23 protein-coding genes and 1 pseudogene are annotated in these 22,309 nt (G+C 65.2%); 13 read left to right on the top strand and 11 right to left on the bottom strand.

Features of this window, described 5'->3' with window-relative positions; translation table 11 throughout:
• Positions 1 to 2: 2 nt before the first annotated feature.
• Complete coding sequence (locus ABIA70_RS17195) at positions 3 to 1,583, bottom strand: ABC transporter substrate-binding protein (RefSeq protein ID WP_354148792.1); 1,581 nt, start codon at positions 1,581 to 1,583, stop codon at positions 3 to 5.
• Positions 1,584 to 1,875: 292 nt separating this feature from the next.
• Here ABIA70_RS17195 and ABIA70_RS17190 point away from each other — a divergent pair, with 292 nt between their 5' ends.
• The 9 genes from ABIA70_RS17190 (at position 1,876) to ABIA70_RS17150 (ending at position 10,105) form a co-directional block, all read left to right on the top strand.
• Positions 1,876 to 2,508, top strand: coding sequence for an RraA family protein (locus ABIA70_RS17190; protein WP_354148791.1), 633 nt, complete (start codon positions 1,876 to 1,878; stop codon positions 2,506 to 2,508).
• Positions 2,509 to 2,556: 48 nt separating this feature from the next.
• Positions 2,557 to 3,906 carry an MFS transporter gene (locus ABIA70_RS17185; protein WP_354148790.1) on the top strand — a complete coding sequence of 450 codons (1,350 nt, stop codon included), beginning with the start codon at positions 2,557 to 2,559 and terminating at the stop codon, positions 3,904 to 3,906.
• 90 nt (positions 3,907 to 3,996) lie between these two features.
• Complete coding sequence (locus ABIA70_RS17180) at positions 3,997 to 4,803, top strand: LamB/YcsF family protein (protein ID WP_354148789.1); 807 nt, start codon at positions 3,997 to 3,999, stop codon at positions 4,801 to 4,803.
• 56 nt (positions 4,804 to 4,859) lie between these two features.
• Positions 4,860 to 5,660 (top strand): carboxyltransferase domain-containing protein, encoded by an 801-nt coding sequence (locus ABIA70_RS17175; protein WP_354148788.1) that lies wholly within the window; start codon positions 4,860 to 4,862, stop codon positions 5,658 to 5,660.
• Complete coding sequence (locus tag ABIA70_RS17170; RefSeq protein WP_354148787.1) at positions 5,644 to 6,687, top strand: 5-oxoprolinase subunit C family protein; 1,044 nt, start codon at positions 5,644 to 5,646, stop codon at positions 6,685 to 6,687. Before ABIA70_RS17175 ends, ABIA70_RS17170 begins: the two co-directional genes overlap by 17 nt.
• A gap of 127 nt (positions 6,688 to 6,814) precedes the next feature.
• Positions 6,815 to 7,618: an SDR family oxidoreductase gene (locus ABIA70_RS17165; protein WP_354148786.1), complete on the top strand. Its 804-nt coding sequence runs from the start codon at positions 6,815 to 6,817 to the stop codon at positions 7,616 to 7,618.
• Positions 7,619 to 7,696: 78 nt separating this feature from the next.
• The gene (locus ABIA70_RS17160) at positions 7,697 to 8,866 is read left to right on the top strand and encodes a pyridoxal phosphate-dependent aminotransferase (RefSeq protein WP_354148785.1); all 1,170 of its coding nucleotides are present in this window, start codon (positions 7,697 to 7,699) and stop codon (positions 8,864 to 8,866) included.
• 5 nt (positions 8,867 to 8,871) lie between these two features.
• Positions 8,872 to 9,486 carry a TetR/AcrR family transcriptional regulator gene (locus tag ABIA70_RS17155; RefSeq protein WP_354148784.1) on the top strand — a complete coding sequence of 205 codons (615 nt, stop codon included), beginning with the start codon at positions 8,872 to 8,874 and terminating at the stop codon, positions 9,484 to 9,486.
• A 10-nt stretch (positions 9,487 to 9,496) separates the two neighbouring features.
• A complete protein-coding gene (locus ABIA70_RS17150) occupies positions 9,497 to 10,105 on the top strand; it encodes a TetR/AcrR family transcriptional regulator (protein WP_354148783.1) in 609 nt (202 codons plus the stop codon).
• 47 nt (positions 10,106 to 10,152) lie between these two features.
• On the opposite strand, the gene ABIA70_RS17145 is transcribed toward ABIA70_RS17150, so the two are convergent.
• The 8 genes and pseudogenes from ABIA70_RS17145 to ABIA70_RS17110 form a co-directional block, all read right to left on the bottom strand.
• Positions 10,153 to 10,659 carry a hypothetical protein gene (locus ABIA70_RS17145; protein ID WP_354148782.1) on the bottom strand — a complete coding sequence of 169 codons (507 nt, stop codon included), beginning with the start codon at positions 10,657 to 10,659 and terminating at the stop codon, positions 10,153 to 10,155.
• A gap of 1 nt (position 10,660) precedes the next feature.
• On the bottom strand, positions 10,661 to 10,870 hold the full coding sequence (locus ABIA70_RS17140) for a hypothetical protein (protein ID WP_354148781.1): 210 nt from the start codon (positions 10,868 to 10,870) through the stop codon (positions 10,661 to 10,663).
• A 26-nt stretch (positions 10,871 to 10,896) separates the two neighbouring features.
• Complete coding sequence (locus tag ABIA70_RS17135; RefSeq protein ID WP_354148780.1) at positions 10,897 to 11,955, bottom strand: L-idonate 5-dehydrogenase; 1,059 nt, start codon at positions 11,953 to 11,955, stop codon at positions 10,897 to 10,899.
• Positions 11,956 to 12,732, bottom strand: a complete 777-nt coding sequence (locus ABIA70_RS17130) for an SDR family oxidoreductase (protein ID WP_354148779.1) — start codon at positions 12,730 to 12,732, stop codon at positions 11,956 to 11,958. It abuts the gene before it with no gap.
• A gap of 292 nt (positions 12,733 to 13,024) precedes the next feature.
• Positions 13,025 to 13,587, bottom strand: a pseudogene (locus tag ABIA70_RS17125) (recombinase family protein).
• Positions 13,588 to 13,829: 242 nt separating this feature from the next.
• Positions 13,830 to 15,065: a metal-dependent hydrolase family protein gene (locus ABIA70_RS17120; RefSeq protein WP_354148778.1), complete on the bottom strand. Its 1,236-nt coding sequence runs from the start codon at positions 15,063 to 15,065 to the stop codon at positions 13,830 to 13,832.
• A 3-nt stretch (positions 15,066 to 15,068) separates the two neighbouring features.
• Positions 15,069 to 15,413 (bottom strand): GAF domain-containing protein, encoded by a 345-nt coding sequence (locus ABIA70_RS17115; protein WP_354148777.1) that lies wholly within the window; start codon positions 15,411 to 15,413, stop codon positions 15,069 to 15,071.
• A gap of 104 nt (positions 15,414 to 15,517) precedes the next feature.
• Positions 15,518 to 17,035: an MFS transporter gene (locus ABIA70_RS17110; RefSeq protein ID WP_354148776.1), complete on the bottom strand. Its 1,518-nt coding sequence runs from the start codon at positions 17,033 to 17,035 to the stop codon at positions 15,518 to 15,520.
• Between the two features lie 75 nt (positions 17,036 to 17,110).
• On the opposite strand from ABIA70_RS17110, the gene ABIA70_RS17105 reads away from it, so the two are divergent.
• Together ABIA70_RS17105 and ABIA70_RS17100 are read left to right on the top strand one after the other, a co-directional pair.
• Positions 17,111 to 17,680 (top strand): hypothetical protein, encoded by a 570-nt coding sequence (locus ABIA70_RS17105; RefSeq protein ID WP_354148775.1) that lies wholly within the window; start codon positions 17,111 to 17,113, stop codon positions 17,678 to 17,680.
• The gene (locus ABIA70_RS17100) at positions 17,562 to 18,344 is read left to right on the top strand and encodes an integrase catalytic domain-containing protein (RefSeq protein ID WP_354149035.1); all 783 of its coding nucleotides are present in this window, start codon (positions 17,562 to 17,564) and stop codon (positions 18,342 to 18,344) included. Before ABIA70_RS17105 ends, ABIA70_RS17100 begins: the two co-directional genes overlap by 119 nt.
• A 567-nt stretch (positions 18,345 to 18,911) precedes the next feature.
• Here the strand turns inward: ABIA70_RS17100 and ABIA70_RS17095 are convergent.
• A complete protein-coding gene (locus tag ABIA70_RS17095; protein WP_354148774.1) occupies positions 18,912 to 19,247 on the bottom strand; it encodes a hypothetical protein in 336 nt (111 codons plus the stop codon).
• Positions 19,248 to 19,264: 17 nt separating this feature from the next.
• Positions 19,265 to 20,002 carry a GntR family transcriptional regulator gene (locus tag ABIA70_RS17090; protein ID WP_354148773.1) on the bottom strand — a complete coding sequence of 246 codons (738 nt, stop codon included), beginning with the start codon at positions 20,000 to 20,002 and terminating at the stop codon, positions 19,265 to 19,267.
• 106 nt (positions 20,003 to 20,108) lie between these two features.
• On the opposite strand from ABIA70_RS17090, the gene ABIA70_RS17085 reads away from it, so the two are divergent.
• Together ABIA70_RS17085 and ABIA70_RS17080 are read left to right on the top strand one after the other, a co-directional pair.
• Positions 20,109 to 20,867 carry a LamB/YcsF family protein gene (locus ABIA70_RS17085; RefSeq protein ID WP_354148772.1) on the top strand — a complete coding sequence of 253 codons (759 nt, stop codon included), beginning with the start codon at positions 20,109 to 20,111 and terminating at the stop codon, positions 20,865 to 20,867.
• A gap of 71 nt (positions 20,868 to 20,938) precedes the next feature.
• A complete protein-coding gene (locus ABIA70_RS17080) occupies positions 20,939 to 22,291 on the top strand; it encodes an MFS transporter (RefSeq protein WP_354148771.1) in 1,353 nt (450 codons plus the stop codon).
• The last annotated feature ends 18 nt before the right edge of the window (positions 22,292 to 22,309 follow it).

Here is a 22,309-nt window from a genome sequence, read left to right as displayed (position 1 = left end):
TCTTATTTGGTGATGCGCATGGTGGCGTAGTCGACGATGCCCGACGGCGCCTGGATGGAGAATCCTGCCCGCTGGGCAACGATCTGGGGTTCACCCACGAACGGGACAATGTCGTTGTCTTCGAGGATGCTGATCTGGGCGTGTTCGTAGGCTGCGCAGCGCTCGGTCTGGTCGGTCGCCTGCTGGGCCTTCGCGATGTCGGCGAGGATGTCCGCGTTTTCACCGCCGCCGATGTTGCGTCCGCCCTTCTCGGTCGGAACACCGGCGATACGGGTCAGGGACGCTGCCACGGTGCCCACAAAGTTCGCGTCGCCCTGGATGGTGAGGTCCCAGGTTTCCGGTCTGGTCTGGGTCATGGTTGCCCAGGTTCCGTTGTCCACGAGGTTCAGGTTGACGGTGGCCCCGGCGGCACGCAGAGCCTCCTGGACGTAGGTGCTGCCCGCGCCGTTGGGCCCGATGCTGGTGGTGCCGACCATCTTGAAGGTTTTGCCGGCCAGGACTGCCTTTGCGGCCTCCGCGTCTTCCTTGGTGAAGTGCGAGTTGTCCTTGAGGGCGCAGGCCACGGTGGGAGCCACGATGGAGGTGTAGGGGATGCCCTTGTTGGCGTAGGCGGCGGCGTTGAAGGCCTGCTGGTTCATCAGCTGGGCCACTGCCTTGCGCAGGGCCGGATCGGTGAAGGGGCTACCTTCGCGCTGGTTGAAGAGCAGGAAGATGCCGGCGAAGGGAACGGTGGTCACCGCGTAGTCTTTGTTGCCCTCGAAGCGGGCAGTGTCCGCGGGTGCGATGTCGGAGATGTCCATCTCACCGGTCAGGAGCTGGTTGGCCACTGTGGTCTTGTTCACGCCGGGGAAGAACCGCACCGTCTTGGCCGGGGTACCCTCAGGTTCCTTGGACCACTTGGGCCAGGCCTTGTAGTCCTCGCGCAGGGTCATGTCGTAGCTGACGCCGTGGCTGGCCTTGGTCAGGGTGTAGGGGCCTGAGAATGCACCCTGCACCGAGCCCTTCGCGAGGCCGTCGAGGTCGGCGAGTCCGGCGGGGCAGATGATGCCGGTCTGGGCCAGGGTCAGGCCGCCCACGAGTTCGGACCAGGGCTGCGCCAGCTTGATCGATACAGTGCCTGCGGCGTCGTCGGCGGCGATGGTGGGCTGGCCCGGGCCGAAGACGAGCTTGGCGAAGTTGTTCTTGGTGGCCGGATCCGCGAAGTAGGTGAGGGACTTGGCCACGATGGTGGGTGTGATGGCAGTACCGTCGGCGCAGGCGGCGTCCTTACGGATGGTCAGCTTCGCGTCGGTCGCCGTCGAGGTCCACTCGGTGGCGAGGCCGCCGATGAACTTGCCGTCGGCATCGCGGCGCACCACGGTGTCGAACAGGAAGCGGGCCACTTCGTAGTCGTCCTTGGCGTTCGCCTTGGCCGCATTGAAAGTTGTGGGGTCCGCGTTGAGAGCGGTCCGGATGGTGTCCGTGGAGGGACCGGCGCTGCCGCCGCCTCCGCCGGTGCTGCCTGCGGTGCCCGTGGTGCAGCCGGTCAGCAGCAACGCTGCCGCTGCTGCGGCCGCGGCCAGGGAAGTGAATCGTCCGTGCATGGTGTCTCCTTGATACAACGGGATCTGCGAGAAAGTTCGCGAATGAGAAGAGTTTCTCTTATTGAACCGATCAAGTCAACGGAAATTTGTGAGCGGACGCACAGCCGTTACTTTGGCGGCCGGGAATTTACACACTCGCAACAACCGCCCGACTTATTTCCGCCAATCCATCGGCTACCCCTTGACGGATTGGATTTGAAACGCGAAACTTTTCTCATATGTGATTGCCGCCTCAATTGACTCAAGGGTCGGAGGCCGGCGTCGTCCGCTGAACCAACAAAGGTGACAACCCATGGCAACAACTCTTGAGCTCACAGTCCGCAAGGCTTCCTGGACGCGTCCGCCCCGGGAGCTGGTGAAGGCCTTCGAGGCTTTCCCGGTAGCCAACATCGGCGACGCGATGGAGCGCCTCGGCATTGTCGATGGCGGCATCGGCGCCATCTGGTCGGGCGCGCACTGCGTGGGTTCGGCCCTTCCGGTCCTCGGCGCCGCCGGCGACAACGCGGCCGTGATCGAGGCCCTGAACTACATCCAGCCCGGGGACGTGGTGGTCATCAACGGCTTCGGCCACGAACACCGGGCCCTGGTCGGCGAGCAGCTCTCGCAGCGTTTCGAGGCTGCCGGAGCCACCGGCGCCGTCATTGACGGCTACATCCGCGACCGGCACACGATCAGCGAGATCAGGTTCCCCGTCTTCGCCCGGGGCGTCACCCCCGCCGGTCCGTTCAAGAACGGCCCCGGCGTCATCGGCGAGCCGGTGGCCATCGGCGGCATTGTGTGCGCCGCCGGTGACATCGTCGCCGCAGATGATGACGGCGTCGTGATCATCCCGCAGGCCCGCGCGGCCGAAATCCTGGAACGCGTCATCGCCGTCGCCGCCCACGAGGCCGAAATGACGGCCGAAATCACCCGCGAATACAGCTGACGTCCGCTATCCGGCGACTCGGCCCAGCCCTAGACTAAGAGAGACCCAATGACTACTGCATCGACGGACTCAGTGGAACTGAACACCGCACAAATCAAGGTTGTCACCGCCGACGGCAAGATGGTGCGCAAAGCCACCGTTGCCGGGACCATGGGCTCCTTCGTGGAGTGGTATGACTACGGCATTTACGGCCTGCTGACCACCTACCTGGCCATCAACATCATGGGATCCAAGGACCTCGGATCCCTGCTGCTGACCAACGTCGGCTTCCTGGTCAGCTTCCTCGCCCGGCCGTTCGGCAGCGTGATCTGCGGCTTCCTTGGCGATAAGCTGGGCCGCAAGAACCTCCTGGCCGTCCTGCTGCTCCTGATCTCCGGTGCCACGGCGTGCATCGGCCTGATCCCCTCCTCCTCGGTGATCGGCTGGGCGGCCCCGGCCCTGCTCATCCTGTTCCGCATCCTGCAGGGCTTCTCCGCCGGCGGCGAAGTGGCCGGCGCCATGGCATTCGTGGGCGAGTACGCCCACAACAAGCACCGCAACTTCTCCATGAGCTTCATCGCCGTGGGTTCCTTCTGCGCCCTCCTGTTCGGCAGCGCACTCTCCGCCACCCTCATCACCACCCTGGGCGATGCCACCATGGAATCCTGGGCCTGGCGTATCCCGTTCCTGTTCGCCCTTCCGCTGGGCTACGTGGGCTACTACATCCGCTCCAAGATGGAGGACACCCCGCACTTCGCCGCCCTGCGCGACCGCAACGAAGTCGAACGCAACCCGCTGAAGACTGCCTTCACCTCCAAGCGCCACCTGAAGGCCATCGCCCTGACCATCTTCCTGCCGGCCCTGAACGGCCCCGGCTACTACCTGCTGTTCGCCTACATGCCCACCTACCTGAAGACCCAGCTGGGCACCGGCAACAACTTCACCATGGTCCAGGCCCTGACCGTTACCGCCTTCAGCCTGGTGGCCATCATCATCAGCATCCCGCTGATGGCCCGGCTCTCCGACCGGATCGGCCGCAAGCCGGTCCTCGCCGGCTCCGCCGTCCTGATGGCCCTGGTGTCCTACCCGATGTTCGCGATGATCACCACGGGCAACATGCTGCTGGCCTGCATCGCCACCGTGGTGATGGCCCTCTCCTTCTCCGGCCACGCCGCCGTCGTGCACACCGTGCTGACCGAAATGTTCCCCACCACGGTCCGCTACAGCGCCTACAGCATCGGCTTCAGCATCAGCACCATCATCTTCGGCGGCAGCGCCCCGCTGGTGATGACCGAAATCATCAAGGCCACGGGCAACAGCATGGTCCCGGCCTACGCCGCGATCGGCACCGCCATCATCACGCTGACATCGGTCTACTTCCTGAAGGAAACCAAGGGCCAACCGCTCCAGACCCACTAAATACACGGACGACGGCGGCCTGCCGCCATGACGGGCAGGCCGCCGTCGTCGGACCATCGGCACAACAAACAAAAACCATTGGGAGTCACTTTGGGCATCAATTCAGTCGCTGTCGTTGCAGACCTCGGCGAGAGCTACGGAAATTACAGCATCGGCGACGACGAGGCCCTCCTGGGCCTGGTTACTGCCTCCAACATCGCCTGCGGCTTCCACGCCGGGGACCCGCGCGTCATGGACGCCACCGTGAAGTCCTGCGTGGAGCGCGGCATCGAACTGGGCGCCCACCCCGGCTACCCCGACCTGGTGGGCTTCGGCCGCCGCCTGATCGAGGCCAGCGAAGAGGAAATCCGCACCGACGTCCTGTACCAGATCGGCGCCCTGGACGCTTTTGCCCGCATCCACGGCGGCAAGATCAGCCACGTGGCCCCGCACGGCCGGATGGGCAGCATCGCCCAGACCGACGCCAAGCACGCCCGGGCCATCACGGACGCCATCAAGGCCTACGACCCGTCCTACATCGTCATCTGCCAGAACGGCCTGCTGGCCGACGAATCCCGCAAACGCGGCCTCGAAGTGGGCTACGTCTTCTTGGCGGACCGCGGCTACGGCGAGGACGGCATGCCCGTCTCCCGCAACACCGAAGGCGCGCTGCTCCACGATCCGGAAGAGATCGGCCGCCGCGTTGTCCAGGTGGTGACCAAGGGAACGGTCCGCGCCGTCACCGGCAAGGTGGTACCCCTGGGCCACGACGCCGACGTTGTCCTCCTCCACGGGGACCACCCGCAGGTCCTCGAGAACGGCACCGCCCTCCGCGCGGCTTTGGAGAAGGCCGGCATCAAAGCAACCGGGCTGCAGGAAGTCCTTGCCGAGAAAGCCAAGGCGGCGGCCGCGGCCTGAGCCACTTCCGCCACAGTCCCCGTCCGCACCGCCGCCCGCACCACCGAGCAGGAGACATGACCACGCAACCACCGCCAGCTGCGACCCTCCGCCGGCCGCCAGGCGTCCAGGCAGTGCCCTTCGGGGATTCGGCCCTGATGCTGAGCATCGCCGACGCCGACGCCGACGCCGAGGCCAGACGCGCGGGCGCCAGAAGGCTGCGCGATGTACTGCTTGAAGTCCGCCCCTACGGGGTGCTGAACCTTGTGGCGGGGGCGGAATCCCTGCTGGTCGAGTTTGACTGCCTGGCCGTCAGCCACGGCCAGCTCGCCCAGACGGTCAACCTGGCCGTGGCGGGCCTCGGGCTGCAGGACACCGGGCCGGTTCCAGGCGCCAAGGACTTCGTGATCCCGATGGTGGTCAGTGACGGGTTCTCCCCGGACCTGCCCGCCGTCGCCGAAGAGCTGGGGCTCAGCACCGAAGCCACGCTCGAGGCGTTCACCTCCTCGGTGCTGAGCATCAACCTGCTGGCGGCCGCGATGGCGCCCATGATGGCCGGGGTGCAGTTCCCCGGGCAGGTGAGCCGGTGCGCCGAGCCCCGGACGGACGTTGCACCGGGCTCAATAATGGTGGCCGGAACAAGCGCCATCATCCAGCCGTTCCCCGGACCCAGCGGCTGGAAGGTCATCGGCCGCACCCCGCTGACCATCTGCGACATCCGCGAGGACCCCGCCACCTCCTACCGGCCCGGCGACCGGGTCCGGTTCACCGTCATCCCCGACAGCAAGTGGGCGGAGCTGGCGGGCCGGTTCCTCCGGCCCGCAGGCTGCCAGCAGGCACGACACCCCGAAGGCGGCACCCATGGCAGCGAAGCCTGACCAGGCGGTCACCCTCGCCATCAGCGAGGCCGGCTGGCTGTCCACCTTCCAGGACCTGGGCCGCGAGGACTCCGAGCATATGGGCGTCCCCTGCGGCGGGGCAGCGGACCAGCATTCGGCCGCGGTCGCCAACATCCTGGTGGGCAACAGCCGCGGCGCGGCCCTGCTGGAAATCATGGGCGGCCGGTTCGCCTTCACGCCCTCGCAGGAGATCTTCATCGCGGTCACCGGCACCCCTGCCGAGGTGACGGTCGGGGGGATCCCGGTGCCGTTGTGGCAGCCGGTCTGTGTGCCGGCACGGACCCGGGTGGTCATTTCCAAGGCCACCCAGGGCATGCGCAACTACCTGGCGTTCAGCGGTGAGCTGGACACACCACGTTTCATGGGCAGCGCGGCGCCGGAATCCCGGATGGGGTTCCCCCAGCAGCTGACCAGGGGCCAGCAGGTGGGCCTCGCCAGCCGCTACCGGGGCTTCAGCCAGCCCTACCTGGGCCAACCACTTTTCCGGCTGCCGGTTCCCGTACCGGACCTCAGCCCCGAGGTCTGGACCATTGACGTGGTGGAGGGCCCGGAAACGGAGCGGACCCCCGGGATCCGCGAGCTCCTGAGCAGCAGCATCTACACCGTGGGCGGCAAGTCCAACCACGTGGGCCTCCGCCTGGACGGCCCCGTCATCCACCCGACGGGCCTCGGCGAGATCGTCTCGCACGGCGTCCCCATCGGAGCCTTCGAGATTCCGCACGGCGACGAACTCATCATCCTGGGCCGCTCCCGCACCCTGACGGCCGGCTACCCCATCGTGGCGGTGGCCACGAAGGCATCACTGCCGCTGCTGGGCCAGGCCAGCCCGGGCCGGAAGATGACCTTCCGCTGGATCAGCCACGCGGCCGCCGTCGAGCATTTGCGCGAACAGCAGCGGCTGCTCGGCCAACTGGAGGACCGCGTGCACAACCTCTTCGCCGCCGTCGGACTCCCCCTCGCCCACGAGGCGGACCCCGTGACGCCGCCCGGCACACGCGCAGCCTGAACGGTTGACGGCATCAGCTTCAAATGAGAAACTATTCTCAAATCTAATTTGGTTCTTGTTTTAGCCGGATCCCCGGTCATCACTGCCGCGCTGCCTCCCGCAGCGTGCCGGACGAAAGAGACGCACTATGGAGCTTCTGAATGGCAAGGTTGCCATCATCACCGGCGCCGGCACCGGCATGGGCCGCGAAACGGCCAGGCTGCTCGCGGCCGAAGGTGCGGTCCTGGTGCTCGTGGGCCGCCGGCAGGACGTCCTGGATGAGTTGTCCGCCGAGATCGCTGCCGCGGGCGGCAAGTCCCACGTCCGCACGGCCGATATCGCCAGCAAAGCCGAAGTGGACCAGCTGGTGGGCTGGATCCACGAGAATGTGGGCCTGGTGGACATCCTGATCAACAACGCCGGCAGCGCCAGCAAGGTCCTGAACGTGCGCTGGATCGCCGAAGAGGAATGGAACCAGGTCCTGGACGTGAACCTCAACGCCGTCTTCCTGCTGACCCAGGCCGTGCTGCCGGACATGCTCAGCCGCAACACCGGCTCCATCATCACTGTCTCCTCCCTCGCAGCAGTCACCCCTAACCTGCTCGGCGGTGCCGCGTACGGTGCAGCAAAGGCAGCGGTCCGGAACTTCATGACGTACCTTCACACCACGTTCCGCAACGAGGGGCTCCGTGCCGTGACCATCCTGCCGGGTGAAACGGCCACGCCCATCCTGGATAACCGGGCCCGCCCGCCGCACCAGGAGGAGCGGGACGCCATGGTCCAGCCGGAGGACGTGGCCCGCGCCATCCACCTGGTGGTGACACTGCCCCAGCGGACGGTGGTCCAGGAGCTGGTCATCGCCCCCACCGTGCAGCGGGACACCTCCGGGGACATCGAGATCAGCCGCTGGGCCGGCGCCCCCGACTCCGACCTCCCGCAGAACCAGAAATAACCCAGCCCTGCACCACGGCGGCCGGATTCTCCCACCGCCCCGACTACCCTCTGCCTTCCCGTCTGAAAGGACACCGTTGTGACCACTCCTGCAGCACCCAGCATCCTCAGCTTCCGTCCTTCCGACGCGGTCCAGCGCGTGCTCGAGACCTCCCTGCGCGTCCAGCAGCCGCAGTCCAGCGGCGACCTGGTGTCCCTGGCTATGGGCGAACCCGACTTTGACACCCCGCAGCAGGTCCGCGACGCCGCGGCCAAGGCGCTGCAGGACGGCCACACCCACTACTCACCGTTGCTCGGCGAGCCCGTCCTGCGGGACGCGCTGGCCGGGAAGATCGGCGCCCTGCTGGGCTCGTCCGTCAGCACGAATGATGTGCTGATCACCCAGGGCGGCACGGCCGGCCTGGCCGCCGCGATCCTCGGCACGGTCAACCCCGGGGACAAGGTGGTCATCCCGGATCCCACCTACTCCCTGTACGCGGACCTGGTCAGCATGGCCGGCGGCACGATCGTCCCGGTACCACTCGCCGAGGACCTGCACTGGGACCTGGAGGCGCTGGCGGGCGCGCTCGTGGGCGCGAAGATGTTCGTCTTCTGCAACCCGTCCAACCCCACCGGCATCGTGCACTCCCGCGCCGAGCTCGAAGCCCTGGCGGACCTCGTGGCCGGAACCAACATCCTGGTGCTCTCCGATGAGGCGTACAGCGACCTCGTCTACACCCCGGAACCGTTCACCTCCGCACTGGAGATCCCGGGTCTGGCCGGCCGGACCATCTACTGCCAGACCTTCTCCAAAAGCTACGCCATGACCGGCTGGCGGGTGGGCTACCTCTGGGGCCCCGCCGACGTCATCGCCGCCGCGGCGAGGGTGCATAACACCTTCAACGGCTCCATGAACACCGCAGTGCAGCTTGCAGCCCTCACCGCGCTGCAGACCTGCGGGCCGGACATCGAGCGGATGCATGCCTCCTACCAGCTCCGCCGCGAGCTGATGTACAACGGCCTGAAGGACGTCCCGGGCCTGACGGTCAGCTCACCGGAGGGCGCGTTCTACCTGTTCCCGAAGTATGACGCCGACCTGCCGGCCGCCGAGATGGTGGCGCATTTGCGCAGCCACGGTGTGGCAGTGCGTCCCGGCAGCGAGTTCGGCAGCAACGGCGAGTTCCATCTGCGGCTCTCCTACGCTGCAAGTGCCGCGTCCATCACCGCCGGCGTCCAACGGCTGGCAGCCGGCCTCGCGGCGTTGAGGTAGCGCCGATGGCAAGCACCAGCGCAGCTCCCGGGTTGCGCAGCGATACGCTGCGCAACCGGAAGCACATCATCCGCTCCGCCGGCAGGCTCTTCGCAGAGGGCCGGCAGGCCACCATGGCCGATATCGCGCGGGCCGCCGAGGTCTCCACGGCCACCGCGTACCGCCATTTCGCCTCCGTGGACGAGGTCCTGGCCCGGTTCCGGTTCGACGTGGGCAGCGAACTCCTGGAGTTCAGCAAGGACCAACAGGCCACCGGACTGGAGCTGCTGCGCCTGGTCAGCACCAAGTGGGTCGCCCTGGTGGTGGCGCACGGCCGGGCGATGGTCCACACCAGATCCGGCGAAGGCTACCTTGCCCGGCTGCGCACGGGCACCACGCACCTGACCGTCCAGGCCGACGCGCTGCAGGATGCCCTCAGGCAGACCTGCCTGGAACTCGGCGTGGAGGATCCCGGTGATGAAGCCATGTTCCTGTGGAACATCCTGTTCGACCCGCGCGAAATCTTTGACCTGATTGAGTCACTCGGGCTGGCTCCCGACGAAGCCGGCCAACGGCTCGTAGCCACGCTGGTAGGGGCCCTGAGGGGCTGGTGCGGCCCGATCGGCAGGCCCAGGCCATAAGCTGGAAGGCATGGAAAAGGGCACGAGCATGCGAAGCGACACGCAACGTAACCGCAGGGAACTGGTCAACGCCGCCGGTGCCCTGTTTGCCGCCCGGCGTGGACCCATCAACATGACCGACATCGCCAGGCACGCCGAGATTTCCACCGCGACGGCCTACCGGCACTTCGCCTCCGTTGAGGACGTCCTGGCCGAGTACCGCTTCAACGTTGGCCAGAAGCTGAGGGACTACAGCCTGAAGCAGACCACCGGCGGCCTGGAGCTGCTTGAAGCCGTCAGCCGCAAGTGGGTTGACCTGGTGGTCAAGCACGGCGGGGCCATGCTGTACACACGTTCCGGTGAGGGCTACCTCGCCCGGCTGAGGACCGGCGCCTTCTACCTCACCGTCCAGGCAGAGGCCCTCCAGCGCCCGCTGGAGGAAGCCTGCGCGGAGCTCGGTTTGAGCCCGTTGGGGGACGAGGCACTGTTTCTCTGGAACATCCTTTTTGATCCCCGCGAAATCCTGGACCTCATCAACACCGTGGGCCTGACCAAGCAGCAGGCAAGCGAGAGGCTCGTTTCAGCGCTCCGCGGAGCCCTTGTTGGCTGGGACGAAAACAAGGCTGCCACGGGGCAGTAAGCGCCCGTCCCGATAGTGCCCGAACTGCGTCCGCCGGGCGCCGGGGCTCAGGCACGTTCTTCCACCAGCACGCTCCGCAGCGTGATCCCGCGCATCTCCTTACGGATCCGCTCGGGCGGCACCGCGGCCAGGGATGCGACTTCAAAGAGATCCAGCTGCCCGGTTTTGAGGGCCATGACCGTCAGGGACCGGCGCCGGGCTTCCAGCCCGGTCTTCTGCCCGACGGCGGCGGCGAGGTCCTGCGCATGGCCGCGGACCGCACGCAGGTGAGCCTGAGCCGGCCACCCTGCCGGTTGAAGTTCCGTGTAGCCGGCAGCTATCCGCCGTCGGATCTCCAGCTTTTTGACCCCTGCTGCTTCCGCGATTGCCGCGACCGGGACCCCGTCCACCATGGCACGGGCAACGCTGTCGTTCCGTAGCCGCAGGGCACTGCGGATGGTGCTGTCCGCATGGGCCATGTGCTGGCGGTTCAGTGAGAGTTCCCGGCGCAGTGTGTCATGATCAATCGACTCAAAGCGCCGGCGCCGGCCCGCTTGCAGCGGCTGGACGGCCACCTTAGTGCCTGTCCGGGACCGGCCCCAGCACCCACTCAACGGGGGCGCCGTCGAAGGTGGGCATGACGCTGCCTTCGAAGAACACCTGGCTGTGCTGCAGGTCTCCGTCCGGGCTCCACGGGCCGCTGGCCGGGCAGTGTGTGCCGGTTCCCGCGGTCATGGTGCGGGATGAATGGCAGAGCGGAACGGGCGACTTGAGGGTCTGGATCATGGAGTGCTCCTGGTAGCGGGTGGGCGTCAGTCGTTGCGGAAAGAGATGAGCACCTTGCCGGACCGGGTGGGGTCTTTGGCGAGGTCGAAGGCCTCAAGAGCCTGGGTGGAGGGGAATTCGTGGGTCACTATGGGATCCACGTAGAACGACCCGTCCGCGAGGGCGGCCAGGACGTCGTCGATCTCGTCGTTGAAGCGGAACGACCCGACGAGTTCGAGTTCCCGCGTGATGGCCAGCGAGATGGGCACGGGCTGGTCGCCACTGGGCAGCAGGCCCACCATGACCACCCTGCCGCCGCGCATGGCGCCGCGGAGGGCGGAGGCAAGGCCGCGGTGGTTGCCGGAGGATTCCAGCACGACGTCGGCCTGGACGGCCTCGATGGAGCCGGCGTCGGTGGCGAGGATGGTGCCCGTGGCGCCCACCGCCTGGGCAATTTTGAGAGGCCCTTCGTGCATATCGACGGCGATGATTTCCGCGGCGCCTGCCCGCTTTGCCACCGCCACGATGAGGCTGCCGATCGGGCCGCTGCCGATGATCAGGACGCGCTTGCCCCGAAGGTCACCGGCCTGGGCGACGGCGTGCCAGGCGACGCTGGCGGGTTCGGCGAGGGCGGCCGCCCGGAGGCTGAGCCCTGCGGGGAGCGGCCGGAGCATCCGGGCGGGCAGCACGGAATACCGGCTGAAGGCGCCCTGGGTGTGCGGGGTGCGGGCGGCGCTGCCCAGGTAGGTGCAGCCGGGGGAGAGGTTGGGCCTGTCGGCGGGGTAGCGGAAGCCGTCTCCGCCGGGGGTTGCGGGGTGGACGGCAACGTCCGTGCCGACGGCGGGGCCGGAACCGTCAGCAGCCGCCTGTACCACCGTGCCCACCACTTCGTGCCCAAGCACCAGCGGCGCCCGCAGAATGGATTCGCCAGCGGCGCCGTGAAGCCAATAGTGCAGGTCTGAGCCGCAGATCCCGCCGTAGGCGATATCCACCACGGCTTCGTGCGGTTCGGGTGCCCCGTGTTCTACGCTTTCGATGCGGAGGTCACCTACCCCGTGAACCACCACGGCTGTGCCTGCTATCGAGTTCGCTGTTGTTGTTGCCATTCAGACCACCACTGTCATTCCGCCGTCGATGAAGATTGTTTGCCCGTTCACGTAATTGGACGCATCCGAGGCGAGCCAGGTGACCGGCCCGGACAGGTCATCCACGGTTCCCCAGCGTCCCGCCGGGGTCCTGCCGAGAATCCACGCGTTGAAGGCGTCATCGTCCACGAGGGCCTGGGTCATTTCGGTGTGGATGTAGCCGGGGGCGATTCCGTTGATCTGCAGGCCTTGGCCGGCCCATTCCGCGGTCATGGCCCGGGTGAGGTTGCGCAGTCCACCCTTCGCTGCGGTGTACGCGCCGATGGTGGGGCGGGCAAGATCCGACTGGACGGAACCGATGTTGATGATCTTGCCCCGCTTGCGCTCCAGCATCCGCCGGGCAGCTTCACGGCCCACCAGGAACGCACTGGTGAGGTCGGTGGCAAGCACTCTGTTCCAATCTGCGACGTCCAGCTCCAGCAGCGGCACGCGGTGCTGGATGCCGGCATTGTTCACCAGAATGTCCAGCGGACCGTAGGTGGCCTCGGCCTCGGCCATGCCCGCGGCCACACTTTCCTCATCGGTGATGTCGAACGAGACCGCGCCCACCGTGTCTTCCCCGAACGTGGCGGCCAGTTCCTTCCTGGTGGCCTCCAGCCGGGCCGGGTCCAAACCGTGGACCACTACGGCCGCTCCGGCGCGGGCCAGCCCGCTGGCCAAGGCCTTCCCGATGCCCCGGCTTGATCCTGTGATCAGGGCTGTCCGCCCGGTCAGATCAAAGGGTGACGGATGGTCCATGGAAGTGCCTCTTCTCGACGTTCACTGCGGGATCTTGGCGTGCTTCAGGGCACACTTCGAGCCTACGGCCGCGCTCCGGCAGAGTCAAGAAGTATTTCTCATTTGCGAGATCATTATTGTTTTGTGCATTTGGATTTTAACCATTCTGATCGCCGAGACTGGCCCCCTCATTCTGATGCTGCTCCGCCAGCGGGGAACATTCTCACGGTAGGCCTAAAGGCCGATAAGGAGCCTTCCGTCAAGCTGCACCGCGTCGGCTATGCACTCGACCGCGCCGGCGGGGGAGCGGGCATCACCCCGGCTTGGCATGGCGCAGGTACTGGTAGACCGTCTCCCTGCTGATCCCGTAGTCGCGCGCAAGGAGGGCCTTCGGAACACCGCTGCCTGCTCGCTGGAATTCGGCGGCCCGCTCCGGCGTCAAGGTCTTCTTCCGTCCCTTGTAGGCACCGCGCTGTTTGGCCAGGGCAATGCCCTCCCGTTGGCGTTCCCTAATAAGTGAGCGCTCGAATTCGGCGAAGGCCCCCATGACGGAGAGCATGAGGTTGGCCATGGGGGATTCCTCGCCGGTGAAGACCAAGCCCTCTTTGACGAACTCCACCCGCACGCCTTTCTGTGTGAGGCCCTGAACTAGGCACGCAGGTCATCGAGGTTCCGGGCGAGGCGGTCCATGCTGTGCACCACCACGGTGTCCCCGTCCCGGTCGAAACGCAGCAGTTCCGCGAGCTGTGGCCTGGCGGTATCCCTGCCGGAGGCCTTGTCCGCGAAGACCCGGTCAGGAACCTGCCCGTTGAGCTGGCGTTTCTCGTTCTGGTCCAGCGTGCTGACCCGCACGTACCCGATTCGCTGTCCAGCCACCGGCGCCTCCAACCCTCATCCACTTGTCAGGTTGAGTTCTAGGCTCCTCCCAGAAGAAGGTCAAGACATAACGGTACGTTTGTCAGGTTTGGGTGTACTTCAGCTGACCATTAACACCGGAAGAGCGATCTCGGCCTGACCGCGGACTCGGCCTCTGCTGCGTCACGAACATCTCGGGTCACACAGCCAATCGGCCCGAAAGTCGTCCTATGACGCGTTCTCATGAGGAGAGGTTGACCGCTTCACCGCACAGCCGTAGCCGTGTTTGCAGTTTTGACCACTGCACCGTCCTGGATGACGTAGTCCAGTTTTGACTGCGAAAGTACCGTGATGTCTTTCAGCGGATCGTCTGTGGTGATGATGAAGTCACCCCGGGCGCCCACCGCAATGGTGCCCAGTTCCCCTTCCCGTTGGATCAGGGATGCAGCGGTCGTCGTAGCGCTGCGGATGACGTCAATTGGAGGCATAACCTTGGCGCGGATGGCGAATTCCTCGGCCTGATGAACCTGCATCCCGCCCAGCAGGTCAGTCCCGTAGGTCAGGTTGATGCCCGCTTCATGGGCTTTGCCTAGAGCCTCATATCCGCCGTCTAGAACGGCAGCCACTTTCTCCCAGTTCTCCTGCGAAAGCCCAAACTTGCGGCCTTCCCTTTCCAGCGCCCAATAGGTCACCAGGTTCATGGTGAGAAATGCGTTGTACTCCTTGAACAGTTCCAAGGACTCGTCATCGAGGAGGTTGCCGTGTTCAATGCCCCGGACGCCTGCGCGCAGGGCGCGGTTGATTGACCGGCCGGTGTAGGCGTGGGCCGTGACGTAGCGGTTCGCGGCAGTGGCCTCCTCCACTGCGGCTTCAATCTCGGAAAGGGAGTACTGCGTGGAATCAATCCGGTCCGTGGGTGATGCGACGCCGCCGCCGGCCATGATTTTGATGTGGTGGGCGCCTTTGCGCAGCTCGTCCCTGGCGGCCTGCCGTACCGCATCGACCCCGTCAGCAAGACGGCCGATGTGGGGATGGCAGTAGCATGCGTCGTAGGCCTGCCGTCCGCGGGGCCGCGGGTCTGCATGTCCACCTGTCTGCGATAAGGCCTTCCCGGCGAAGAACACTTTGGGGCCGCGGAGGAGCCCTTCTGCCTGGGCATCGTGGATTCCGAAGTCAGCGCCGGCGGCGTCGCGGACGGTCGTGAATCCTCGGTCTAGCATCTCACCCATGAGTTTGGCCGTGTGGAACGCAACGTAGTACGGGGACCATTCACCGAGCTGGCCAAGGTCCGCGGTGGCGGCTGTCACATGCACATGGCAATCGATCAAACCGGGCAGCACGAACTTGTTGACGGCATCGATAACCGTCTCGCCTTCTGCCTTCAGGTCTGATCCGATATCGGCAATGGCGCCTCCTGACACCCTGATGTCAGCCTTGTCATAGCGGCCTTCAGCGACGTTCAGGTAAGAGGCGTTCTTAAGGAGCAGGTCGTTGCCCATAGATTATTCTCCTGCTGCTTCCACTATGGCTGGGGTGAACCGGCGTGCGATGTCCAGCACCTTGTCAACGTCGTGGGCCGTGTAGGCCCCTTCGGCATGCAGGACGTTCAACGCGGCAACGGTGGTGCCGGCCCAGAGGACAGGCGCGTTGATGATCGATCCGCAGCCCAGGCTTGATATCAGTTCAGCGTCCTTGAAAACACGTTCAACATCGGCCACGGTCGGCCCGAAAAATGGTTGCTGCTTCACCAAGCATGCTTCCAGCCAGTCGGCCGCCACATCCCGTCCGACGTCCTTCCGTCCGCCCACAGGGTATTCGACGGGGTGGGAGGAATAAATCCTTTCCATCTGCCGACCCTGGTCCCGGAAGGCCAGGATAGTGAACAAAATGAATCCCACTTCCGCTTTCACGGCCTGCTCAACGTCATGAAGGTTCCCGGCTGCACCGCCGTTCACCGGCGGACTCCTTCCCTGCCCTGGATCTCGCTGATCGTAATGTCTTCAAGGGACCGGCCTTGGGTCCGTACCGCGAAGAGCAACGTACAGATAACCCCGACGGCGAGCACTCCTGTTGTCATGCCGAACACTCCCACGAATCCCCATTGCGTAGCGAAGATCCCGATAAGCAGCGGCGCGGTGATCGATCCAATCCGGCCGAAGGAAGAACTCAGACCCACCCCCGTTGCCCGCAGCCAGGTGGGGAAGACCTCGGGTGTGTAGGCGTAGACGCCGGCGTACGTTCCGTTCAGGAAGAAGGACAGCGCGATGCCTGCGGCAGTGATCCATGCCGGATCCGTCATGGAGCTAAGCCAGAATGCACTGATTGCTGAGCCGACAAGGTAAGTGGCAATCGTGTACTTGCGATCGAACTTCTCGTTGACCCATGCGGCACTGAAGTAGCCCGGAATCTGGGCGATGTAGATGTAAAGGGAAAAGGTGAAGCTCGTGGTGACCGTCAGGCCTTTGCTAATCAGCAGTGTTGGGATCCAGGAGAAGAAGCCGTAATAGGAAAAAGTGATGACAAACCAGATCAGCCAGGTCACGGACGTGATCCGCCACATTCGACGGCCCCACAGGAATTTGAGCGCTTTGCCGAGGGAAAACTTCTCCGGCTCCGGCTCTTCCGCATGGTTTGGGTCTACTGGAGGCAGGGACTTTCCCGTGGACGCCTGCACTTTATCTTCGAAGGCAATGACTACTCTTTCGGCCTCGGCATGCTTACCCTCGTTCATCAGGAAGCGCGGAGACTCGGGAAGCGCGCGCCGCCACCAGAGCAACAAAACAATCGGGAGGAAGGTGATGACCTGAGCCCAGCGCCACCCTTCAGGAAATGCCGGGACAACGAAGCGTCCGATCAGGGCAGCCCCGACAAAGCCAAACGAAAAGAATCCGGCCAATGCACCCAGGAACCAACCGCGCCGATGACTTGGTACGAACTCTGAGAGGAACGGGGCGATGATCGCGCTTTCTGCTCCGGCCCCAAGCCCCGCCAGTATCCGCATGATGAGGAAGACCTCGAAGTTCCAGGAGACTGCGGCAAATAATGACGCTATGGCGTAGAGCGCCAAGGCGTACATCATCACTGCTTTCCGGCCGAACCTGTCGCCGAGGTATCCGGCCAGGAACGCGCCGAAAAGAAAACCGAAGGGTGCCGCCGAGGCGACAAGCCCGAGTTGCGCGGACGACAGGGAAAAAGCGTTCCTGACGTCCGGTAGGAGGAACGCGACGACGGCGTTGTCCATGCCGTCGAACGTGTAGCCGAGCCCCCCAATAAGCAATAGGGCATAGTGCGGTCTGCTCAGAGGCAGGCGGTCCAGCCTCGCGGAAAGGGACACGCTGATCTCCTCAGAGGGCCAAAGTGAGGCATGGCCCAGCCCTAGAATGAAGACTACGGTCAGTTTAGGCCGGGGGATGAACGTGATCAATACGTCGACGAGACTCACCAATAGTGCTCGCGAAACGGGGTGCATGCCTCATTTGAGAAACGCTCGCGAAATCACGGGCCGCTACGAGCGCGGCGGTGACGATGAGGGATGGACCTGTCGATGGCAACGCGTAGGGAAATCACGAAGAAGTACGCGGCCGATTATGGGAAGTCGTCGAAGAACGGCAAGGGATTGGTTCTGGACGAGTTGGTCGCCGTCACGGGGTGGTTCAGGTCCAACGCCCGTCGGGCACTGTCCACGGCGCGGAAGCGCAAGGGACCGGCGAATGCGGTGGTGCGGAGGCCGCGGGGACGGACCTACGGCTATGACACGCTGAAGGTCCTGATCGGCGTGTGGCGGCTTGCCGGGATGCCTTCGGGTAAGTATCTGGCCGCGACTATGGATCTGTGGCTGCCCAAGCTGGAAGCCTTCGGTGAGCTCGACACGAAGAGGCTCACACCGGCTGTCAGGGTCCAGCTAATGCAGGTCTCCGGGGCCACGATCGACCGGCTCCTGAAGCCCATCAAGGACGGACAGACCCAAAGGGCTTTCCGCGACCAAGGCCGGGCCGCTGCTGCGGAACTCGATCACGGTCCGCAAGGCCGGGGACGAACACGAACAGGCGCCGGGGTTCATCGAGGCGGACCTGGTCGTCCACTGCGGCCCGACCCTGGCCGGGGAATTCGCTAGGACCCTGACTGCCACCGACGTGTTCACCGGCTGGACCGAGAATGTCGCGGTCCGCAACGGGGCACACAAATGGGTGCTCGCAGCAATGGATGAGATTGTGGCGCGCCTGCCGTTCCCTTTGGTTGGGCTGGACACCGACAATGGCGGGGAATTCATCAACTACGCCATGATCGAGTTGGCCGGGGAGAAGGACATTTACTTCACCCGCGCCCGGCCGTATAAGTCCAACGACAACGCCCATGTCGAGCAGAAAAACGGCGACGTGGTCCGCCGGCACGCCTTCCACTACCGCTACGACACCGCCGCGGAATTGAGGCTCCTCAACGCCCTGTACGCTCTGGTCAGGGTCCGGCTGAACCTCTTCACCGCGACCACTAAAGCGATCGGCTGGCGCTCGAACAAACACGGGGAAAAGACCCGCATTTACGACAAGCCCCGGACCCCCTACCATCGCGTCATCGACTCCGGAATCCTCACCCAAGCCAAAGCCGCCGAACTCGCCGAACTGATTGAGGCCACCAACCCGGCCGACCTCACCCGAGGCATCACCCCCATCCAAACCCAGCTGATCGCCGTCGCCGCCGCGAAAACACGCGCCCTGGAAGCATCAACAATGCGAGCAGAAATAGCTGAGGCACGCACAACACTTTTGCGAGCATCTTGACATCAGTCGCTACGTACGTACGCCGCGTGACTTTGGCTCATAGGAAAAAGGTCCGGAAAGAGGTTCCCCACGGACTCCTTGAGAGATGTCGCTAACGATGAGTCAGCCGAAAGGAGCCATGGCGATCAAGGCCCGGAGACACACGGCCGACAATTGATTGACCTTCGCGTCCCACACCTTGCGCGGTGTCCATCTTCCGGGGACCCCCAGGCCATTTTCGAATGCCGATAACGGATCTTCCGTCAAGCTACGGGCCGTCCCGGCTACGGCACAACGGTAGCGCCAGCAGGTGAGGGATTTACTCAGCTTTGGCGTGGTGTAGGTGAAGGCAGACCGTCTCCGGCTGATCCCGTAGTGGCGATCAAGGACGGCTTTCGGAACTTCGTTGCCGGCGCGCTGGATCAGCTCGGCCGCCGAATCCGCCGGTCAGAAGTGCGATGGGATCTTAAGGCGACAGAATGCCAATCTAGTCTTGGATCCGCTGCAGACGTCCTGTGTGTAAGTGCGCTTCCATGGCTTGGATGGGTTGCGTTGAGCGGACCCGTTCCGCGTCAGGCGCCACGGAGCCTAAGCCGCGCAGGCATCCTTCAGCGCAGTAACTGAGTCAGCCGGCACCTGGTCGCCGGACTTGGCGATCTGGCCCAGCGGCGTCGTGATTTCCGACGGCACTCCGGCAGTCTTGGCGGCGTCCACCAGTCCGCCGAGCGCTGCCTTGTCCGAGGCGCTGACGAGTCCGTCCTCAACCACGGCGCAAACCTGGTTTTTGACCTCGGAAGCGGCAGCGGTGGCCACCTTGGAAGCGGCCTGGCCGGCGGCGCTTTCCGCGGCCTGCTGGACCTCCCCGCAGGCGGTCAGCAGGAGGAACAGGGGGACGGCGGACAGGGCGGCAAAGCGACGTTTCATCGGTCCAGCCTACCGGCTCAGGCTGTCCCGGCTTCCCCGTGCACGTCTGCCATCCTGTCCTCGGAGCGATCCAGGTAGGCCAGCAGGAGGTCTGCAGCCCGGTCCAGTTCGCCGGCTTCCAGCGCTTCGCAGATCTCCTCGTTGTCCCGCAGATAGTGCTGGTAGAAGTGTGCGTCCACGGTGGCCTTGTGGAAGAACAGGCGCATCTCGGCCAGCACCTGGGCCATTATGCTGTTCAGGCGCCGGCTTCCGGCCAGGGCAACAATGGCGCCGTGGAAATGCTGGTTGGCGGTGCCGATCGCATCCTCATCACTGGCAGCCGCGGCACGCTTGCCTTCCTCCACTGCGGCCCTAACGGCGGCCACGCCCTCAGGGGTGCCGCCGGCCCGCAACGAACTGACCTCGATGGCGCGGCGGACTGTATAAACGTCGTGGACGTCCCCGGCCTCCAGGCTTGCGACGAAGACGCCGCGGTTCGGATGCCGGACCACCAGCCGCTCACTCGCCAGTTCGGCAAAGGCCTCCCGGACCGTGTTGCGGGAGACGCCCAGGTCCTCGGCGATGGTGGATTCGGTGAGCCGCGCCCCCGGAAGCAGGGCTCCCTCAGCCAGCTGCAGGCGAAGTTCGTCCGCCACCCGCTCGGCCACTGACGGAACGGCCACCCGAAGGCGGGCTGCACCGGTCCGGGTGCCCCGCTCCGGCAATTCACTCGTTGAAGCGCGGGCGGAACGGACGGTCGGATCAGTTGTGGCCATACCCGAGAATTTACACGATCGTCACATCGTTGAATCGAAGGATTGTTGAACAATCGCTAAATTTAGTGCATCCTAGTTAGACCACTCAATGAGACGGGGATCACAAATGACAGCGATCGACCTTAACAGCGACGTCGGCGAATCCTTCGGCCGCTGGACCCTGGGCGATGACAACGCGATGTTCGCCTCAGTGTCCAGCGCGAACGTGGCCTGCGGATTCCATGCCGGTGATCCCAGCGTGATCCGGCGGACCTGCCGCGAGGCAGCAGCCGCCGGCGTTGTGATTGGCGCCCACGTGGGCTACCGCGACCTCGCCGGCTTCGGCCGCCGCTTCCTGGACATCAGCCCCGGTGAACTGGCCGACGACGTGGTGTACCAGATCGGTGCGCTGCAGGCCCTCGCCGCCGTTGAGGGAGCCCGGGTCCAGTACGTTAAGCCGCACGGCGGCCTTTACAACGCCATCGTCAAGCACACCGCCCAGGCGCAGGCCGTCGTCGACGCCGTGAAATCCGTGGATTCCAGCCTGCCGATCATGGGCCTGCCCGGCTCGGAAGTCCTGCGGCTCGCGGAACAGGCCGGCCTGCGTGCCGTGTCCGAAGCCTTTGCGGACCGCGCCTACAACCCGGACGGCACCCTGGTGTCGCGCTCGCTCCCGGGAGCACTCCTTGAGGATCCCGAGCAAGTGGCGGAACATGTCTTAAGGATGGCCACCGAATCCACCGTCCGCGCCATTGATGGTTCCGTTCTGAAGATCCGCGCAGAGAGTATCTGCGTGCATGGTGACTCACCGGGGGCCGTAGCCATGGCCACTGCAGTGAAGTCCGCACTCGGCGACGCCGGCGTCAGCATCGGCTCTTTCGTTTAGCCTGTCTCGCCCCGCCCCCTTCCACGGCCGCTCCAGGCCCCCCGCACCATCCCTCACCCTTCGGAGGAAACATGACCAGCTCCAACAAACCAGCCAAGACGGCGGCAAGGAAGCCGCCCGCCGGCGCCCTTAAGGCGTACGTCGCCAGCCTCACCGGCACCTCGCTCGAGTACTACGACTTCGCCATCTACTCGGTGGCCTCCGCCCTCGTCTTCCCCAAAATCTTCTTCCCCTCCAACGACGAGTTCGTCGGGCTCCTTCTGTCCTTCTCGGCCTTCGCGGTGGGCTACCTGGCCCGCCCGATCGGAGGGGTCGTCTTCGGCCGCCTGGGCGACAAGGTTGGCCGCAAGTACGTCCTGGTCTTCACCCTGATGCTGATCGGCGCCGCAACCGTCCTCATCGGCGCGCTGCCCGACTACTCGGCGATCGGCATCGCGGCCCCCGTCATCCTGGTGCTGCTGCGCCTGGCCCAGGGCATCGGCGTCGGCGGCGAATGGGGCGGCGCGGTGCTGCTCTCCAGCGAGTTCGGCGACCCCAACAAGCGCGGTTTCTGGTCCTCCGCCGCCCAGATCGGGCCGCCCGCCGGCAACCTCATGGCCAACGGCGTCCTGGCTGTCCTGGCCGCATCCCTCAGCACCGAGGCGTTCCTTTCCTGGGGCTGGCGTGTAGCGTTCCTTGCCTCGGCAATCCTGGTGGTCTTCGGCCTGCTGATCCGGCTCAAGCTCGAGGAAACCCCTGTCTTCAAGGCCATCCAGGCCCACGGCGACCGTCCCAAGGCCCCCATCAAGGAAGTCTTCACCACCGAACCCAGGGCCCTGATCTCGGCAGCCCTGTCCCGCCTCTGCCCCGACGTCCTCTACGCACTGTTCACCGTCTTCGTGGCCGTCTACGCCACCAAGGAACTGGGCATGACCACCGGCAACGTGCTGGCCGCCATCCTCATCGGCTCCGCCTTCCAGCTCTTCCTCATCCCGCTCGCCGGCGCCCTCACTGACCGCTGGAACCGCCGCTGGGTCTACGGCATTGCCGCCGCGGCGACCGCCCTCTACATTCCGCTGTTCTTCCTGATGATCCAGGGCAAGTCAGTGGTGATGCTGTCCATCGGCGTGGTAATCGGCCTGGCCCTCCACGCCTTCATGTACGGCCCGCAGGCCGCGTTCATCACCGAGCAGTTCCCGGCCCGCCTCCGCTACGCCGGCAGCTCACTGGCCTACACGCTGGCCGGTGTCATCGGCGGCGCGGTGGCCCCGCTGATCTTCACCGCCCTCTACGGCGCCGCGTCCGGCGGCTGGTACCTGATCGCCGGCTACATCGCCCTCACCGCCGTCATCACCATCGTGGGCATGCGACTGGGCCGCGACCCGCAGCCGGAAGAGGACCTCCGCCTGCTCCACAACGGCAACGCCCAGGCGAGCCACGCCTGAGCGGCGCGGCCTGATCAC

The sequence above is a fragment of the Arthrobacter sp. 754 genome, from assembly GCF_040548695.1.
Classification (GTDB): Bacteria; Actinomycetota; Actinomycetes; order Actinomycetales; family Micrococcaceae; genus Arthrobacter.
This window is presented reverse-complemented; position numbering and strand designations above follow the sequence as displayed.

Coding starts and splice junctions, on each gene's coding strand:
- ABIA70_RS17085 (WP_354148772.1), top strand. CDS start 20,109: ATGACAGCGATCGACCTTAACAGCGACGTCGGCGAATCCTTCGGCCGC.
- ABIA70_RS17190 (WP_354148791.1), top strand. CDS start 1,876: ATGGCAACAACTCTTGAGCTCACAGTCCGCAAGGCTTCCTGGACGCGT.
- ABIA70_RS17165 (WP_354148786.1), top strand. CDS start 6,815: ATGGAGCTTCTGAATGGCAAGGTTGCCATCATCACCGGCGCCGGCACC.
- ABIA70_RS17130 (WP_354148779.1), bottom strand. CDS start 12,732: ATGGACCATCCGTCACCCTTTGATCTGACCGGGCGGACAGCCCTGATC.
- ABIA70_RS17120 (WP_354148778.1), bottom strand. CDS start 15,065: ATGGGCAACGACCTGCTCCTTAAGAACGCCTCTTACCTGAACGTCGCT.
- ABIA70_RS17110 (WP_354148776.1), bottom strand. CDS start 17,035: ATGCACCCCGTTTCGCGAGCACTATTGGTGAGTCTCGTCGACGTATTG.
- ABIA70_RS17115 (WP_354148777.1), bottom strand. CDS start 15,413: ATGGAAAGGATTTATTCCTCCCACCCCGTCGAATACCCTGTGGGCGGA.
- ABIA70_RS17090 (WP_354148773.1), bottom strand. CDS start 20,002: ATGGCCACAACTGATCCGACCGTCCGTTCCGCCCGCGCTTCAACGAGT.
- ABIA70_RS17105 (WP_354148775.1), top strand. CDS start 17,111: ATGGCAACGCGTAGGGAAATCACGAAGAAGTACGCGGCCGATTATGGG.
- ABIA70_RS17185 (WP_354148790.1), top strand. CDS start 2,557: ATGACTACTGCATCGACGGACTCAGTGGAACTGAACACCGCACAAATC.
- ABIA70_RS17155 (WP_354148784.1), top strand. CDS start 8,872: ATGGCAAGCACCAGCGCAGCTCCCGGGTTGCGCAGCGATACGCTGCGC.
- ABIA70_RS17080 (WP_354148771.1), top strand. CDS start 20,939: ATGACCAGCTCCAACAAACCAGCCAAGACGGCGGCAAGGAAGCCGCCC.
- ABIA70_RS17175 (WP_354148788.1), top strand. CDS start 4,860: ATGACCACGCAACCACCGCCAGCTGCGACCCTCCGCCGGCCGCCAGGC.
- ABIA70_RS17135 (WP_354148780.1), bottom strand. CDS start 11,955: ATGGCAACAACAACAGCGAACTCGATAGCAGGCACAGCCGTGGTGGTT.
- ABIA70_RS17170 (WP_354148787.1), top strand. CDS start 5,644: ATGGCAGCGAAGCCTGACCAGGCGGTCACCCTCGCCATCAGCGAGGCC.
- ABIA70_RS17195 (WP_354148792.1), bottom strand. CDS start 1,583: ATGCACGGACGATTCACTTCCCTGGCCGCGGCCGCAGCAGCGGCAGCG.
- ABIA70_RS17095 (WP_354148774.1), bottom strand. CDS start 19,247: ATGAAACGTCGCTTTGCCGCCCTGTCCGCCGTCCCCCTGTTCCTCCTG.
- ABIA70_RS17150 (WP_354148783.1), top strand. CDS start 9,497: ATGGAAAAGGGCACGAGCATGCGAAGCGACACGCAACGTAACCGCAGG.
- ABIA70_RS17140 (WP_354148781.1), bottom strand. CDS start 10,870: ATGATCCAGACCCTCAAGTCGCCCGTTCCGCTCTGCCATTCATCCCGC.